Below are 14,451 nucleotides of genomic sequence, written 5' to 3'. Positions count from 1 at the left end.
CACCCGCAGGTCGCAAACCCGCGCGACCCGGCGCGCGCCCGGCCCTACCGCCAGCGCATGCAACAGGACCGCATCCCCCTTGGTACCGCCTTCATGCTGGGCTTTTGCGCCGCGGCGCCGCTGATCGACGTCTGCTCGAAACTGGCCGCGCAAACCCTGCCGGTGGGCGAAATCACCCTGGCCCGCTTTGCCGTGCAGGCCGCCCTGATGGCGCCGATCGTGCTGGCGATGGGGCAGAGCCTGCACCTGCGGGGCCGGGCGCTGAAGCTGACGCTGATACGCGCGGCGGTGTCGATCTTCGCGACCTACTGCTTCGTCGCGGCGGTGCGCGAAATGCCGATCGCCGACGCGTTGGCCATCGTCTTCGTCGAGCCGTTCATCATCCTGGGCCTGGGCTGGCTGCTGTTTGGCGAACAGGTCGGCCCGCGCCGGATCGCGGCTTCGGGGGTGGGCTTTTGCGGCGCGCTCTTGGTGATCCAGCCCAGCTTTGCCGAATTCGGGGCGGTCGCGCTGTTTCCCCTGGGCACCGCCGTGGGCTTCGCGCTTTACATCCTCGTCACCCGCCGCCTTGCACCGCTTCAGCACCCGGTCGAGATGCAGTTCCACACTGCCATGGCCGCTGTGCTGATTTGGGCGCCGGTGCTATGGGTCACCTCGGATCTGGGGCTGCCGGATCTTACGCTGCTGCGCCCCGAGGGCATCGCCTGGGGCTGGCTTTTCGGCGTCGGGGCGGCGGCCACCTTCTCGCATGTGCTGATGAGCTTCGGGCTGCGCCTTGCCCCCGCCGCGACGCTGGCGCCGCTGCATTATCTGGAAATCGTCAGCTCCGCCACGCTTGGCTATCTGGTCTTCGGCAACTTCCCCAATGCGCTGACCTGGGTGGGGATCGCGGTGATCGTGGCGTCGGGCCTTTACGTCATCCACCGAGAGCGGCTGGCGGCACGGCACCCGGCGCCAGTGCCCGAACCGCCGCTTCCAGCGCCCCCGCCGGCAGCATCACCAGCATCCGCGGCGCCGTGAACCGCAGCCGCACCCGGCCCGTCGGCGCCCGGTTCGAGGTGCCCACCCGCCCGTCGGGGGCGAATTTCAGCCCCCCGATCGGCCATTCCAGCCCCTCGCTCTCGCCCTCGACCGGGCCCAGCGGGAACAGCGAAACGCGGGTTCCGGGGCGCAGCGCCAGATCCAGTTCCGGCGGGCAAAGAAAACAGACCTCGCGCCCGCCCATCAGCACGCAGCGCCGGTCGGGATGGCGCGCAAGCACGTTCAGCGCCGCCAGGCCGTGATCCATCCGCGCGCCCCAGAACCCCAGCCCGATGACGAAAGGCGCCGCGATATGGCGCAGGGTCTTGTCGAAGTCCGTACTGTCTTGCTCGGCGATACGGTGGACGCTACCCTCGGGAAGTGCCGCGCGCGTCGCCGAATCGAGGCTGTCGAGATCACCGATCACGGCCTCGGGCATGACGCCCAGCGCAAGCGCCCTGCGCGCACCGCCATCGGCGGCGATCACTCTTGACGCCAGTGCCCGCGCCGCGCTGAAATTCGCCCGTCCGACAGGGCCCGCGCCAAGCAGAATCAGTCCATCTTGGGATTCGACAAATGTACGGCGCATCGGTTTATTGGTCCAATTAAGGCAGTCACCGGGTGTTCAGGCCATAATCAATCCTTCAAAACACCCCGATCTGTCCACGGAATTGAACATGACGACGGTATTGTGGTGCTAATTGGAAACGGCAGAAAGCGAGTGTCCCATGGTCGGTGCGAGCAAGATCCTCACTGTCTCTTACGGTACCTTCTCTTGCACGCTGGAGGGGTTCGAGGAACCGTTCTCGACGATGAAGGCCATCGCCGAGTATTTCCGCGATCTTGCTGCGGATGATCGCTATTTCGGCGCGGAACCGCCCACGCCCGATGCCCAGATGCTGCATCAGATCGCCGAGCGCGAGGTTCAGCGCCGGGTCGAGGCGAAGATCCAGGAAAACGGTGTCGTGTTGCGCGCCGACGGCGCCCCCCCCCCTGCTGTGGGCCAGGCGCAAGGCGCACCCGAGACGGTCGCCGCGGCCTCGCCCGAGGCGCCCGTCCACGAACAACCGGTTCCCGAGGCAATCCAGCCCGACGCCGCGACCGCGATGACGGCCACGGATGATTTCGAAGACGCGGCATCCGAGGACGAGGACAAAGCCCAGCCTGCGCCGCAGGATTCGACGGTCGCCGCCGAAGACGAAAGCGTGATCGAGGACGAGCCGCAGACCTCGCCGGCCGCCGCCCCGCTGGCGTTCGACAGCGTCGCCGCGAAACTGCTGCGCATCCGGGCCGCGGTGGAACAAGCGCGCTCGGGCGCCGCACCCGCCGCAGCCGCGACGGCCGCCGCCGCGCCCGCCCTGGCCGAAACCGGCCTGCGCGCGCCGAGCACTCCGGCCCCGGCGCCGGTCGAAGATGTCGAAATTGCCGACGCGATCGACGAGACCGCCGAGATCGCGCAAACGCCGGCAGAGGACTCTGCCGATGCGCTTGCCGAAACCGTGACCGCCGAAACCGCGCCCGCCGAGCTTACCACCGGACAGGACCTTGGCGACGATGCGGCGCCCGACGCCGCACAGGACGCGACGCAGGGCATGGCGCAAGATACGGCCGAGGAGACGGCCCCGGAGACGGCGAAAGCCGGGCCGGACGCAGAGACGGAATTCGACGAGGACGAAGACCTGCAGGCGATCTCGCTTGCCAATGTGCAGGCCGCGCTTCGGGCCCATCCGGTCAAGGCAAATTCCGCCCCGACCCCGCAGAAAGACGAGGCCGCCGACGTGCCCGGCGCGCAGGACGCCGACGACGCCCGCCCCGACGCGGCCGCGTCCGAAACCGCCGAGGCCCCAGCCCTGCCGAAGCAGGAGCCGGAGCAGCAAGCTCACATCCCGTCCGAGGCCCGGATCGAGGCCCAGGCGCAGACCGAGACCCAGCCCGAGCCGGAGGCGCCCCCCCAGACCGGGCCGCACACGGGGCCGCTTGCGCGGGTCCGGGCCCGGGTGATCAAGGTCCGGCGCGCCGCCCCCGGCGCCGCGCCCGAGATCGTGCCCCCCTCGGCCGAGGAAGAAGGCGCGGCGCAAGAGGAAACCGCCCAAGCCTCCGCCGCCGCCCCCCAAACCGGGTCGCTGGCCGAAAAGGAGTTGCCGGCCGAGGACGACCAGCTTCCCGGCGATGAAACCGAGGCGGACGAGGGCAGGCTTGCCGCCACTGAGACTGCCGCCGAGACTGCCGCCGAAACCGCCGCGGACGAGGCCGCGCCCCGGGCGGGCGTGGAAGACGACGCGGTTGATACGCCCTTCGCGCACGCGGCCAACGCGGCCGAGGAATACGATGATGAGGACGATGACGACGGCAGTTCCGCATTCGCAAAGCTCGATGCCGCGGCCTCGACCTCCAGCCTGCCGCCTGAGGCCGAGGCCGAATTGCAGGCCGAACTGGCCGCGGTCGAGCGCGAGGTCGACGCCCATCGCCGCGCCGACCGGGGCGGCCGTTCGATCCTGGGCGATTCAGCCGATGACGATGCCATGAGCCGCCTGATGCGGCAGACCGAAAACCAGTTGGAAGGCGCCGAAAGCCGCCGCCGGCTGTCGACCATCGCGCATCTGAAGGCGGCGGTTGCCGCGAAGGAGGCCGATCGCGAGCTGGGCGAAAGCCCCGAGGCGAACCCGGAAGAGGCGCTGCGTTCCTACCGTGACGATCTTGCCCGCGTGGTCCGCCCGCGCCGCCCGGCCGTGGCCGATGGCGGGCAAAGCGCCGCGCGCCGTCCTGCGGCCTCGTCGGACCGTCCCGCCCCGCTGGTGCTGGTATCCGAGCAACGCATCGACCGCCCGACCTCGGCGCAAACCGCCTCGCCGATCCGGCCGCGCCGTGTCAGCGCCAGCAATCTTGCCGTCGATGCGCAGGACGAAGACTCGATCGAAGCGCTGAGCGACAACGATACCGCGGCGCTCGCGGACAGCCGCTCTTTCGCCGAGTTCGCGGAACGGATCGGCGCGACCAGCCTTCCCGATCTGCTGGAGGCCGCCGCCGCCTATTCGAACTGTGTCGAGGGGCTGGAACATTTCACCCGCCCGCAGATCATGCGCTTCGCCGCCGCCGTAGGCGCCGAAACAAGCCAGGGGGACGGCTTCAGCCGCGAGGCCGGGCTGCGCAGCTTCGGCGCGCTATTGCGCGACGGCAAGATCAAGAAGGTGAAGCGGGGCCAGTTTGCGATTTCTCAATCTTCCCGCTTCATCATGGAAGCCCGCAAGATCGCCCGCTAGGGCGCTTGCGGCGGTTCCATTATCGGTGAGTCACGTTGTAATCAGTGTCCGTGTCACGAGTGCGGGTGGAAGGGGCAACCTTTCCGCCCGTTCCCTTTGCGCCGGCCGGCCCGGGCCGCAACCCTTCGCATCGGGCCTGCAAGGCGCCGGGCCGCGGTCTTGCGGGGGCCGCCGCCCTACCCCGACGACCGTGTCGTCGGCGCACTCCACCGGGCGCGCGGCATCCTAGGGCTTCGGGTCTTCGCGCTTTGCCGGCGTGCGAGGGGGCGTTGCGTCCGGGTCTTCCCGGCCCACGCCCAGGAAGACGAAGCGCAGCGGCAGAGCCCAAAGCACCCCAAGCCCGACATAGACCGCCAGTTCCAGCAATACCGGCGGGCGCTCGGGCAGCAGGCTGGTGACCCACCAGGCCAGGGCGATATAGGCCGGCAGCCCGACGACGAGCACGATCAGCGACCAGCGGCGCCGGGATTTGTAGCCAAGCGCCATCAGTCCTCGAACGGGTCGGTGACAAGGATCGTGTCGTCGCGCTCGGGGCTGGTCGACAGCAGCGCGACAGGGCATTGGATAAGCTCTTCGATCCGGCGGACATATTTGACCGCCGCGCCCGGCAGGTCGGTCCAGCTGCGCGCGCCCGCGGTGCTCTCGCTCCAGCCTTCCAGCGTCTCGTAGACCGGCACCACCCGCGCCTGAAGATCGGCCGCCGTGGGCAGGTAGTCGTAGAAGGTGCCGTCCAGTTCGTATCCGGTGCAGATCTTCAGCTCATCAAAGCCGTCGAGCACGTCGAGCTTGGTCAGCGCGATGCCCGACACGCCCGAGGTCGCGCAGGTCTGGCGCACCAGCACCGCATCGAACCAGCCACAGCGGCGCTTGCGCCCGGTGACGGTGCCGAATTCATGGCCGCGCTCGCCCAGGCGCTGGCCGTCGGCATCGTTCAGTTCGGTCGGGAAGGGCCCCTCGCCCACCCGCGTCGTGTAGGCCTTGACGATCCCCAGGACGAAATCGATCGCCGTGGGCCCAAGGCCGGTGCCCGAGGCCGCCATGCCCGCGGTGGTATTCGACGAGGTGACGAAGGGGTAGGTGCCGAAATCGACATCCAGCAGGCTGCCCTGGGCGCCTTCGAACAGGATGCGCTTGCCGGCGCGGCGCGCCTCGGTCAGCGCCTTCCAGACCGGTGCCGCGAAGGGCAGGATCTTCGGCGCCACCTCCAGCAATTGCGCCTTCAGCGCCTCGGCGTCGACGGGTTCCAGCCCCAGTCCGGCGCGCAGCGCGTTGTGATGCGTCAGCAACCGGCCGATGCGCAGATCCAGCGTCGCCGCATCGCCCAGATCCGCCACCCGGATCACCCGGCGGCCGACCTTGTCCTCGTACGCCGGGCCGATGCCGCGGCCGGTGGTGCCGATCTTGGCCACCGAATTCTGCGACTCGCGCGCCCGGTCCAGTTCGCCGTGGATCGGCAGGATCAGCGGGGTGTTCTCGGCGATCAGCAGGTTGTCGGGGGTGACGGTCACGCCCTGGGCCGTCAGTCGTTCGATCTCGGCCAGAAGGGCCCACGGGTCCATCACGACGCCATTGCCGATGACGCTGAGCTTGCCTTCGCGCACGATGCCGGACGGCAGCAGCGACAGCTTGTAGGTGACGCCGTCGATCACCAGGGTGTGGCCGGCATTGTGACCTCCCTGGAAACGCGCGATCACATCGGCGCGGCTGGATAGCCAATCGACGATCTTGCCCTTGCCTTCATCGCCCCACTGGGCGCCCACAACGACGACGTTGGCCATATGTCCCTCATATCCTGGCTGCGTGCCGTAGCGCGGTATAGCGGGGCCGGAGGCAGGGAGAAACCGGAAATTTCGGGCAAGATGCCGCTGCGGCGGCGGCCCGGCGCCGATTGTCGGCGGGCTTCGGCACGACCGGCGCGAAAGATGTCTGGGGGCCGGACAGGGCTGCAGCGGCGGATGCGCCCGGCCCGGGGGCCGGCGTAGCGCGGGCCGCATGTCGCCCGGCCCTTGCCGCGCGCGCCCGCACCGGCCCCGCCCCCGGCGACCGGCTGCCGACCTTCCACAGCCCTGTCGGCCGATCTTGCAGGATTCACTGCCCATCCGGACACCGAGGGGTTGCGGGCCCGGACGCATCAGCCTAAATAGCCCCGTCAGCTAGCTGCGGATATCCGACCATATGGAAAATGTCGTCCTCATCATCCACCTGATCCTGGCGCTTTGCCTGGTCGGCATCGTGCTGCTCCAACGCTCTGAGGGCGGCGGGCTTGGCATGGGCGGCGGTGGCGGCGGCGACGGGGTGATGAGCGGACGCCAGGCCGCGACGGCGCTGGCCAAGATCACCTGGGTCCTGGCCGCGGCCTTCCTGGTCACCTCGATGACGCTGACGGTGCTGGCAGCACGGCAATCCGCGGAATCCTCGGTCATCGACCAGATCGGCGGCTCGTCTTCGGCCTCGGCCCCGGCGGCGCCGGCACAGGGCCCCGGCAGCGTGCCCACGAATTCCCTGCCCTCGGCCAAGGATCTGCTGCCGCCCAGCAGCGCGATCGGCGGATCGGGCGGCAATGGCGGCACCGCTTCGCCCGACACGCCCGCAACGCCCAAGCGCGCGAATTGATCGCCCGCGTATTCGCGCGGGCTGCGACCTAATCACCACAAATTCTGGGCAAATGCCCGGAACAACCAACATCATCTTGCGCCACTTGTTGCGGCAGGGGCGGGAATCGGCTATAGCTTGACTCCCGTGGTGCTGCAGTTCTTCAAGGCGCGTCCACATATTCGCGCAACGCAATCACGGGAGTTTTCACCGCATGGCACGTTATGTCTTCATCACCGGCGGTGTGGTGTCCAGCCTGGGCAAGGGCCTGGCCTCGGCGGCGCTGGGGGCTTTGTTGCAGGCGCGCGGCTTCTCGGTGCGGCTGCGCAAGCTTGACCCCTATCTCAACGTCGATCCGGGCACGATGTCGCCTTTCGAACATGGCGAGGTCTTCGTCACCGACGACGGGGCCGAAACCGATCTGGATCTGGGCCATTACGAGCGCTTCACCGGCGTGGCGGCCCGCAAGACGGATTCGGTTTCCTCGGGGCGGATCTATTCCAACGTGCTGGAGAAAGAGCGCCGCGGGGACTACCTGGGCAAGACGATCCAGGTAATTCCGCATGTCACCAATGAAATCAAGGACTTCATCGAGATCGGAGATGATGAGGTCGATTTCATGCTATGCGAGATCGGCGGCACCGTCGGCGATATCGAGGGCCTGCCCTTCTTCGAAGCGATCCGCCAGTTCGCCCAGGACCGGCCGCGCGGCCAGTGCATCTTCATGCATCTGACGCTGTTGCCCTACGTGTCGGCCAGCGGCGAGTTGAAGACCAAGCCGACCCAGCACTCGGTGAAGGAGCTGCGCTCGATCGGCATCGCGCCGGATGTGCTGGTGTGCCGCTCCGAACGCCCGATCCCGGAAAAGGAGCGCGAGAAGATCGCGCTGTTTTGCAACGTCCGCAAGGAGGCGGTGATCGCCGCGCCGGATCTTGCGACGATCTACGAGGCGCCGCTGGCCTACCACCGCGAAGGTCTGGATCAGGCGGTGCTGGACGCTTTCGGGATCAGCCCCTCGCCGCGCCCGAATCTGGCCCGCTGGGAAGATGTGATGGACCGCCTCGAACATGCCGAGGGCGAGGTGCGCGTGGCGATCGTGGGCAAGTACACCCAGCTGGAGGACGCCTACAAATCCATCGCCGAGGCGCTGACGCACGGCGGCATGGCCAACCGCACCCGCGTGAAGGCCGAATGGATCGACGCCGAGATTTTCGAGCGCGAGGACCCGGCCCCCTATCTGGAGGGCTTCCACGCGATTCTGGTCCCCGGCGGTTTCGGCGAACGCGGCACCGAGGGCAAGATCAAGGCCGCCAAGTTCGCGCGCGAGCGCAAGATCCCCTATCTGGGCATCTGCCTGGGCATGCAGATGGCGGTGATCGAGGCGGCGCGCGACCTGGCCGGGCTGGAAGATGCGGGATCGGAGGAATTCGACCACGAATCCGGCAAGAAGCGCTTCACCCCGGTCGTCTATCACCTCAAGGAATGGGTGCAGGGCAATTACAAGGTGCAGCGCAAGGTCGATGACGACAAGGGCGGCACGATGCGCCTGGGCGCCTATACCGCACAGCTTCAGCCCGGATCGAAGGTGGCCGACGTCTACGGCGCCACCACGATCGAGGAACGCCACCGCCACCGCTACGAGGTGGACAACAGATACCGCGAAAAGCTGGAAGGCTGCGGGTTGGTCTTTTCGGGCATGTCGCCCGACGGTCGCCTGCCCGAGATCGTCGAGGTGAAGGACCATCCATGGTTCATCGGCGTGCAGTTCCACCCGGAACTGAAATCGAAACCCTTCGCCCCGCATCCGCTGTTTGCGGATTTCATCCGCGCCGCGAAAGAGGTCGAGCGGCTGGTGTAACCCCGCGCCCCTCTGCCCCTCCGCACAGGCCCCGCGCCTCAGCCCACAGCGGCGCGCCTTGCCGGGCGCGCGCCGCGCTGCCACATCTGGCCAAAGGGCCGCGTGGCCCGTCAACATGCGCGAGGGATCCCATGAAGAAGATCGGCTTTCTGTCCTTCGGCCATTGGTCGAATGAGCCCGGCAGCGTGGTGCGCTCGGCCGCCGACGTGCTGACCCAATCGATCGAACTGGCCGAGGCGGCCGAGGATCTGGGCGCGGATGGCGCCTATTTCCGCGTCCACCATTTCGCGCGTCAGCTGGCCTCGCCCTTCCCGCTGCTGGCCGCCGTGGGCGCCCGCACGAAGACCATCGAGATCGGCACCGGCGTCATCGACATGCGCTACGAGAACCCGCTTTACATGATCGAGGACGCCGGCGCGGCGGACCTGATCGCCGGCGGACGGCTGCAGCTGGGCATCAGTCGCGGCAGCCCCGAACAGGTGATCGACGGCTGGGCCCATTTCGGCTATCGCCCGCACGAAGGCGAGACCCCCGCCGACATGGCCCGCCGCCATGCCGAGGTCTTCCTGCAGCGCCTGGGCGGCAAGGGCTTTGCCAAGCCCAACCCGCGGCCGATGTTCCCCAACCCGCCCGGCCTGCTGAGGCTGGAGCCGCATTCGCCCGGCCTGCGCGACCGCATCTGGTGGGGCGCGGGATCGGATGCCACCGCCGAATGGGCGGCGAAGCTGGGGATGAACCTGCAAAGCTCGACCCTGAAGAACGACGAGACGGGAGAGCCTTTCCACATCCAGCAGGCCAGACAGATCCGCGCCTATCGCGCCGCCTGGAAGGCCGCGGGCCACACCCGTGCGCCACGTGTTTCCGTCAGCCGGTCGATCTTCGCGCTGATGAACGATACCGACCGGATGTATTTCGGCCGCGGCAAGGACAGCGACCAGGTCGGCATGATCGACGCCCAGACCCGGGCGATCTTCGGGCGCGGCTACGCGGACGAACCCGACCGGCTGATCGAGGAGCTGAAGCGCGACGAGGCGATCGCCGAGGCCGATACCCTGCTGCTGACGGTGCCGAACATGCTGGGGGTCGATTACAACGCCCATGTGATCGAAAGCATCCTGACCCATGTCGCGCCGGGGCTGGGCTGGCGCTAGCCCGCCCCGGGCACCTTCCCACCCCCGGCGCCTTCCCGCCCATCGCGCACCCGGCCCCGCGCGGCCCCCTTTCCGGGCCGGCGGGCGCCCGCTATCGTCTTGCCAAAGCGCCCCGGAGCCGCCCCCGAGACCCGATGACAGCCCCCCGCCGCCTTGCCCCGCTTCTGGCTCTTGGCCTTGCCCTCGCACTGGGGGCCTGCGCGGCGCCCGGGCCGCACGGCTATCGCCCCGACCATGGCGCGCTGAACCCTCATGAAACCCCGCGTCTGCGCCGGATGATCGACCATTACGCCCGGGCCTATGACGTGCCGCCCAGCCTGGTGCACCGCGTCGTGCAGCGCGAAAGCCGCTACAACCCGCGGGCGCGCAACGGCCCCTATTGGGGGCTGATGCAGATCCTGCCCGCGACCGCCCGCACCATGGGCTACCGCGGCAGTCCCCGCGGGTTGCTCGACCCCGACACGAACCTGCGCTACGGGGTGAAATACCTGCGCGGCGCCTGGCTGCTGGCCGACGGCAGCGAGGCGCGCGCGGTGATGTGGTATTCGCGCGGCTATTATTACGAGGCCAAGCGGCGCGGCATGTTGCACGCGACCGGCCTGGACTGACCCATCCGCACGAAACCGTGATCGCCCGCCGTTCCGCGGGCGCCGCACTTGTCCTTGCCCCGCAAATCGCGCCATCTGGCGGGCGGAGGAACCCCGATGTCTTTTCACGCCTGGACCGTCTTCGCGCTGTTTTGGGTGGTCTTTGTCACCACTCCGGGGCCGAACGCCGTCAACTGCATCTCGAACGGCATGGGGCATGGCTTTGGCCGCGCGCTTTGGGGGGTGCTGGCGATCCTGACCCAGGCTTCGCTGTTCCTGACGCTCTCGGCGCTGGGGGTGACGGCGCTGATCGCCGCCTCGCCCGGGCTTTACCAGGCGTTGCGGCTGCTTGGAGCAGGCGTCCTGATCTGGCTGGGCATCCGTGGCTGGCTGAACGCGAAAAGGCCGCTGCGCGCCGGGGGAACATCTGGAGGGTCGATCTACGGCCGGGCCTTCATGATCGCGACGATCAACGCCAAGTCGCTGGCGGGCTATCTGGCCGCCTTCACCCAGTTCGTGCAGCCCGACGTGCCGCTTTGGCATCAGATGGCCGCGATCTATCCCACCGCGCTGACGATCACCGCCGCCTCCTATTGCTGTTATACCGCGATCGGCGCGCTGATGGGGCGGGCGGCGATGGGGGCGGTTCTGAACGTCTGGTTCCGGCGGGTGATGGCCGTGGCCTTCGTCCTTTACGGAATCGCGCTGGGCACCACGGGGGGCCAGCATGTCCGGCCCTGAAATCCACCGCGGATCGTGCCATTGCGGCCAGGTCACCTTCGAGGTCAGCGGCGCGATCCCGGCGGTCACGGTCTGCCATTGCGGGCAATGCCGCCGCTGGTCGGGCCATGTCTTCGCCGCCGCGCCGGTGCCGCGCGCGGCCTTTCGGCTGATCCGCTCCGACGCCCTGACCTGGTATCAATCCTCGGCCCATGCGCGGCGCGGCTTTTGCCGCGACTGCGGCGCCAGCCTGTTCCGGGATGGTGCGAAAGAAAACTATATCGCCGTGGCCGGCGGCGCCTTCGACGGCCCGACCGGCAGCCGTGTGGGCCGGCATATCTTCACCGAATGCGCGGGCGACTACTACACCCCCGCCGCACCGCCGCCGCTATGCGCGCCGCGCGCCGACCGGCTGGAGGGGCGCTGCCTGTGCGGCGGGGTGGCCTTCACCCTGCCGGGACCGGCGCGTAGGGTGACCGCCTGCCATTGCCGTCAGTGCCGCAAGCTGTCGGGGCATTTCTCGGCCTCTTTCGACGCCGATGAGGCGGCACTGACCTACAGCGCCCGCGCCACCCTGGCCGAATTCGCGGCCCCCGCCGGCGGCACCAGGGGCCATTGCCGCGTTTGCGGATCAAGCCTGTGGTTCCGCGCCCGCGATGGCAGCTTCGCGATCGAGGCCGGCTGCATCGAGGGCGCCACCGGAGGCCGGATGGAAAGCCATATCTTCGTGTCCGAGAAGGGCGACTACTACGGGATCGCGGACGGGTTGCCGCAGCACGCCGCATGGTAGCCCTGCCCGCCATCCCGCCCGAGAGCCTGTGGCTCTTTACCCTGTCCGGGGTCTTGCTGAACCTGACCCCCGGGGCCGACGTGCTGTTCGCCACCGCCAGCGGGATCCGGGGCGGGCCGCGGATCGGGGCGCTGGCGGGGCTGGGCGTGGGCTTCGGCGCGTTGTGGCATGTCAGCCTGGCCGCGGCGGGGATCTCGGCGCTGCTGGCGGCCTCGCCCGCCGCGCTGACCGCGCTGCGCTGGGGCGGTGGCGCCTATCTGCTGTTCCTGGCCTGGAAAAGCTGGCACGCCCAGCCCGAGGCCAATGGCGGGCGCGGGGCGGGCTCGGGCTGGGGGGCGCTCAGGCGCGGTTTCCTGACCAATGTGCTGAACCCCAAGCCGGTGCTCTTCGTGCTGGCCTTCCTGCCGCAATTCACCGACCCCGCGCTGGGGCCGGTCTGGCAGCAGATCGTCGAGCTGGGCGCAATCTTCGCGCTGACCGGCACGCTGATCACCATGGGCTACGGCACGCTGGCGGGGCTGGTCCGCCAGCGCCTGGCCCGGCGGCTGGGGGTGCTGAACAAGGTGGCCGCGGTGGTCTTCGCCGGCCTTGCCCTGCGGCTGGTGGTGGACTAGGCGGCGCCCAATCCCCGCCGCCTCAGCCCTCCCAGCCCTCGACGATCACCAGATCCCCGGTCGAGACCGGGTCGCGGATCGCCTTCGCCGCCTGGTAGCCCGCGCTCTCGTAGCAGGCCTTCGCCGCCTCGATCGTGGGGAATTCGATCACCACGGTGCGAGCGCGGCAATCGCCCTCCATCTGTGTGGCCGTACCGCCGCGCACCAGAAACCGCGCGCCGTATTCCGCGAAGGGCGCGGCATTGGCGTCGCGGTATTTCGCGTAAACTTCGGGGTCGCCCACATCGACATGGGCCACCCAGTATCCCTTCGGCATGCTCTGCTCCTTCTACGTCGCCGCGGGCACGGTGATCCGGCCCGAAGAAATCCTCACAGCAGCGCCCGCAATGCGCACCGAGCACAGCCCTTCGGGGCCGCTCTCGATACTCAGGCGCAGGTTGCTGGGCCGGCCCATCTCGGCGCCCTGCAGCAGATCGAAAACCTGCATGCCCGGCTTCAACGCCCCCGCCGCCTGCAATTGCGCGGCCAGGATCGCGCTGGCCGAACCGGTCGCCGGATCCTCGGGAATGCCGGCCACGGGGTCAAGCATGCGTGCCTGGAAATCGACGCCCTCGCCGGGGGTATACAGGTAAAGGCCGACCGGCGCCCCCACTGCTTGCTGCAGTTCCGAATAGGCCGGCTCGATCACCCGGGCGCGGGCCAGCGCCGCGCGGTCCACCACCGGCACATACAGAAAGGCGGGCCCGCCCTGCCACAGCGCCGGGCGGTGGCCGCCAAAGCCGATCGCGCCCGGCGCCAGATCGAGCGCCCGGGCCAACAGCCCTTCGGGCAGCGCGCCCGGAAAGGCATGGGGGATCACCGGCGCGGTGAATTCGGCCCGCGTGACGCCGCCGGCGCGGGTGACGGTGACGGGGACAAGGCCCGCCTCCTCCTCCAGCGCGATCCGGGTGGTGAAATCGCCGCCCTCGGGATGCGCGGTCTCGGCCAGCAGCACGGCGCAGCCCACGGTGGGGTGGCCGGCAAAGGGGATCTCGGCGGTGGGAAAGAAGATCCGCACCCGCGCGCTGTGGGCCGGGTCGCGCGGGCGCTGGACGAAGATCGTCTCGGACAGGTTGAATTCGCGCGCGATCACCTGCATCTGCGCCGGCGACAGCGCGTCCGCCCCCAGCACCACGGCCAGCGGATTGCCCGCAAAGGGCGTGGCGGTGAAAACGTCGAGCGTGTGGAACTCAAGCATGGGGGCTCCGATACGGGCGCCACGATAGCGCTGGGCGGGTGTGACGCAACCCCTTCGCGCGGCTCAGCCGCGGGCGAAGACCTCGTCGATGATGGCGCTCAGCGCCGTGGCGTCCTCTTCCGTGAAGGCGTCGGGCCGGTCGCTGTCGATGTCGAGCACGCCAATGATCTGCCCGCCCACGTCACGCACCGGGATCACCAGTTCCGACCGTGTCGAGGCGGCGCAGGCGATATGGCCGGCGAAGGCCTCGACATCGGCGATGCGCTGGATCTGGCCCGTGCGCGCGGCGGCACCGCAGACCCCGCGCGAGAACGGGATCACCAGGCAACCATGGCCGCCCTGATAGGGGCCGATCTTCAGCAGTTCGGGCGCCGTGACGCGATAGAAGCCGGTCCAGTCGAAGCGCGGATCGGAATGGTGGATCTCGCAGGCCAACGTGGCCATCAGCGCGATGGTGTCGGTCTCACCTTCGCACAGCGACCGGATCGTGGCGGCGAGACTGGGGTAATCGGGCATCGGTTTCTCCGGACGGACGGATGGGTGGGCGGCCGGCGCGGGACGAGGCCGGACGGAGCCGGACAGGACGGGGCCGGCAACGCCCGATGCTTGAAGCATAGCCCCG

15 protein-coding genes are annotated in these 14,451 nt (G+C 69.0%); 9 read left to right on the top strand and 6 right to left on the bottom strand.

Features of this window, described 5'->3' with window-relative positions; translation table 11 throughout:
* Positions 1–57: 57 nt before the first annotated feature.
* Positions 58–1,020, top strand: coding sequence for a DMT family transporter (locus tag BLV97_RS04035; RefSeq protein ID WP_051646049.1), 963 nt, complete (start codon positions 58–60; stop codon positions 1,018–1,020).
* On the opposite strand, the gene BLV97_RS04030 is transcribed toward BLV97_RS04035, so the two are convergent.
* Positions 917–1,609 (bottom strand): thiamine diphosphokinase, encoded by a 693-nt coding sequence (locus tag BLV97_RS04030; protein ID WP_035842241.1) that lies wholly within the window; start codon positions 1,607–1,609, stop codon positions 917–919. The genes BLV97_RS04035 and BLV97_RS04030 overlap by 104 nt on opposite strands.
* A gap of 139 nt (positions 1,610–1,748) precedes the next feature.
* Here BLV97_RS04030 and BLV97_RS04025 point away from each other — a divergent pair, with 139 nt between their 5' ends.
* Positions 1,749–4,280 (top strand): hypothetical protein, encoded by a 2,532-nt coding sequence (locus BLV97_RS04025; protein ID WP_035842238.1) that lies wholly within the window; start codon positions 1,749–1,751, stop codon positions 4,278–4,280.
* A gap of 225 nt (positions 4,281–4,505) precedes the next feature.
* Here BLV97_RS04025 and BLV97_RS04020 read toward each other — a convergent pair whose 3' ends face one another.
* Both BLV97_RS04020 and BLV97_RS04015 read right to left on the bottom strand, forming a co-directional pair.
* A complete protein-coding gene (locus tag BLV97_RS04020) occupies positions 4,506–4,766 on the bottom strand; it encodes a DUF2842 domain-containing protein (RefSeq protein WP_035842235.1) in 261 nt (86 codons plus the stop codon).
* A complete protein-coding gene (locus BLV97_RS04015; RefSeq protein WP_092163958.1) occupies positions 4,766–6,058 on the bottom strand; it encodes an adenylosuccinate synthase in 1,293 nt (430 codons plus the stop codon). The genes BLV97_RS04020 and BLV97_RS04015 overlap by 1 nt, the downstream gene beginning before the upstream one ends.
* 397 nt (positions 6,059–6,455) lie before the next feature.
* Between BLV97_RS04015 and secG the strand changes: the two genes are divergently transcribed.
* The 7 genes from secG to BLV97_RS03980 all read left to right on the top strand — a co-directional run bounded on the left by secG (position 6,456) and on the right by BLV97_RS03980 (position 12,592).
* Positions 6,456–6,893 (top strand): preprotein translocase subunit SecG, encoded by a 438-nt coding sequence (gene secG / locus BLV97_RS04010; RefSeq protein WP_081825053.1) that lies wholly within the window; start codon positions 6,456–6,458, stop codon positions 6,891–6,893.
* 193 nt (positions 6,894–7,086) lie between these two features.
* Positions 7,087–8,730: a CTP synthase gene (locus BLV97_RS04005; protein ID WP_035842213.1), complete on the top strand. Its 1,644-nt coding sequence runs from the start codon at positions 7,087–7,089 to the stop codon at positions 8,728–8,730.
* Positions 8,731–8,861: 131 nt separating this feature from the next.
* Positions 8,862–9,881, top strand: coding sequence for an LLM class flavin-dependent oxidoreductase (locus BLV97_RS04000; RefSeq protein WP_035842211.1), 1,020 nt, complete (start codon positions 8,862–8,864; stop codon positions 9,879–9,881).
* 134 nt (positions 9,882–10,015) lie between these two features.
* Complete coding sequence (locus BLV97_RS03995; RefSeq protein WP_051646048.1) at positions 10,016–10,489, top strand: lytic transglycosylase domain-containing protein; 474 nt, start codon at positions 10,016–10,018, stop codon at positions 10,487–10,489.
* A 96-nt stretch (positions 10,490–10,585) separates the two neighbouring features.
* Complete coding sequence (locus BLV97_RS03990) at positions 10,586–11,209, top strand: LysE family translocator (protein ID WP_035842210.1); 624 nt, start codon at positions 10,586–10,588, stop codon at positions 11,207–11,209.
* Positions 11,196–11,978, top strand: coding sequence for a GFA family protein (locus BLV97_RS03985; RefSeq protein WP_051646047.1), 783 nt, complete (start codon positions 11,196–11,198; stop codon positions 11,976–11,978). The genes BLV97_RS03990 and BLV97_RS03985 overlap by 14 nt, the downstream gene beginning before the upstream one ends.
* Entirely contained in the window at positions 11,972–12,592 is a 621-nt protein-coding gene (locus BLV97_RS03980) for a LysE family translocator (RefSeq protein WP_035842208.1), read from the top strand. Before BLV97_RS03985 ends, BLV97_RS03980 begins: the two co-directional genes overlap by 7 nt.
* A 22-nt stretch (positions 12,593–12,614) precedes the next feature.
* Here the strand turns inward: BLV97_RS03980 and BLV97_RS03975 are convergent, their stop codons facing one another.
* The 3 genes from BLV97_RS03975 to BLV97_RS03965 form a co-directional block, all read right to left on the bottom strand.
* A complete protein-coding gene (locus BLV97_RS03975; RefSeq protein ID WP_035842207.1) occupies positions 12,615–12,908 on the bottom strand; it encodes a DUF1330 domain-containing protein in 294 nt (97 codons plus the stop codon).
* A 12-nt stretch (positions 12,909–12,920) separates the two neighbouring features.
* The gene (locus BLV97_RS03970; RefSeq protein WP_035842205.1) at positions 12,921–13,829 is read right to left on the bottom strand and encodes a PhzF family phenazine biosynthesis protein; all 909 of its coding nucleotides are present in this window, start codon (positions 13,827–13,829) and stop codon (positions 12,921–12,923) included.
* A gap of 63 nt (positions 13,830–13,892) precedes the next feature.
* A complete protein-coding gene (locus BLV97_RS03965) occupies positions 13,893–14,345 on the bottom strand; it encodes a GAF domain-containing protein (RefSeq protein WP_035842204.1) in 453 nt (150 codons plus the stop codon).
* Positions 14,346–14,451: the final 106 nt, after the last annotated feature.

It is taken from the genome of Allgaiera indica, assembly GCF_900106675.1.
Lineage (GTDB): Bacteria > Pseudomonadota > Alphaproteobacteria > Rhodobacterales > Rhodobacteraceae > Acidimangrovimonas > Acidimangrovimonas indica.
Note: the sequence above shows the minus strand (reverse complement) of the source record. Positions and strands in the feature narration are given on the sequence as shown.

Excerpts from the sequence above, each read along its gene's own strand:
- BLV97_RS04035 (WP_051646049.1), top strand. The coding sequence starts at position 58 with ATGCAACAGGACCGCATCCCCCTTGGTACCGCCTTCATGCTGGGCTTT.
- BLV97_RS04030 (WP_035842241.1), bottom strand. The coding sequence starts at position 1,609 with ATGCGCCGTACATTTGTCGAATCCCAAGATGGACTGATTCTGCTTGGC.
- BLV97_RS04025 (WP_035842238.1), top strand. The coding sequence starts at position 1,749 with ATGGTCGGTGCGAGCAAGATCCTCACTGTCTCTTACGGTACCTTCTCT.
- BLV97_RS04020 (WP_035842235.1), bottom strand. The coding sequence starts at position 4,766 with ATGGCGCTTGGCTACAAATCCCGGCGCCGCTGGTCGCTGATCGTGCTC.
- BLV97_RS04015 (WP_092163958.1), bottom strand. The coding sequence starts at position 6,058 with ATGGCCAACGTCGTCGTTGTGGGCGCCCAGTGGGGCGATGAAGGCAAG.
- secG (WP_081825053.1), top strand. The coding sequence starts at position 6,456 with ATGGAAAATGTCGTCCTCATCATCCACCTGATCCTGGCGCTTTGCCTG.
- BLV97_RS04005 (WP_035842213.1), top strand. The coding sequence starts at position 7,087 with ATGGCACGTTATGTCTTCATCACCGGCGGTGTGGTGTCCAGCCTGGGC.
- BLV97_RS04000 (WP_035842211.1), top strand. The coding sequence starts at position 8,862 with ATGAAGAAGATCGGCTTTCTGTCCTTCGGCCATTGGTCGAATGAGCCC.
- BLV97_RS03995 (WP_051646048.1), top strand. The coding sequence starts at position 10,016 with ATGACAGCCCCCCGCCGCCTTGCCCCGCTTCTGGCTCTTGGCCTTGCC.
- BLV97_RS03990 (WP_035842210.1), top strand. The coding sequence starts at position 10,586 with ATGTCTTTTCACGCCTGGACCGTCTTCGCGCTGTTTTGGGTGGTCTTT.
- BLV97_RS03985 (WP_051646047.1), top strand. The coding sequence starts at position 11,196 with ATGTCCGGCCCTGAAATCCACCGCGGATCGTGCCATTGCGGCCAGGTC.
- BLV97_RS03980 (WP_035842208.1), top strand. The coding sequence starts at position 11,972 with ATGGTAGCCCTGCCCGCCATCCCGCCCGAGAGCCTGTGGCTCTTTACC.
- BLV97_RS03975 (WP_035842207.1), bottom strand. The coding sequence starts at position 12,908 with ATGCCGAAGGGATACTGGGTGGCCCATGTCGATGTGGGCGACCCCGAA.
- BLV97_RS03970 (WP_035842205.1), bottom strand. The coding sequence starts at position 13,829 with ATGCTTGAGTTCCACACGCTCGACGTTTTCACCGCCACGCCCTTTGCG.
- BLV97_RS03965 (WP_035842204.1), bottom strand. The coding sequence starts at position 14,345 with ATGCCCGATTACCCCAGTCTCGCCGCCACGATCCGGTCGCTGTGCGAA.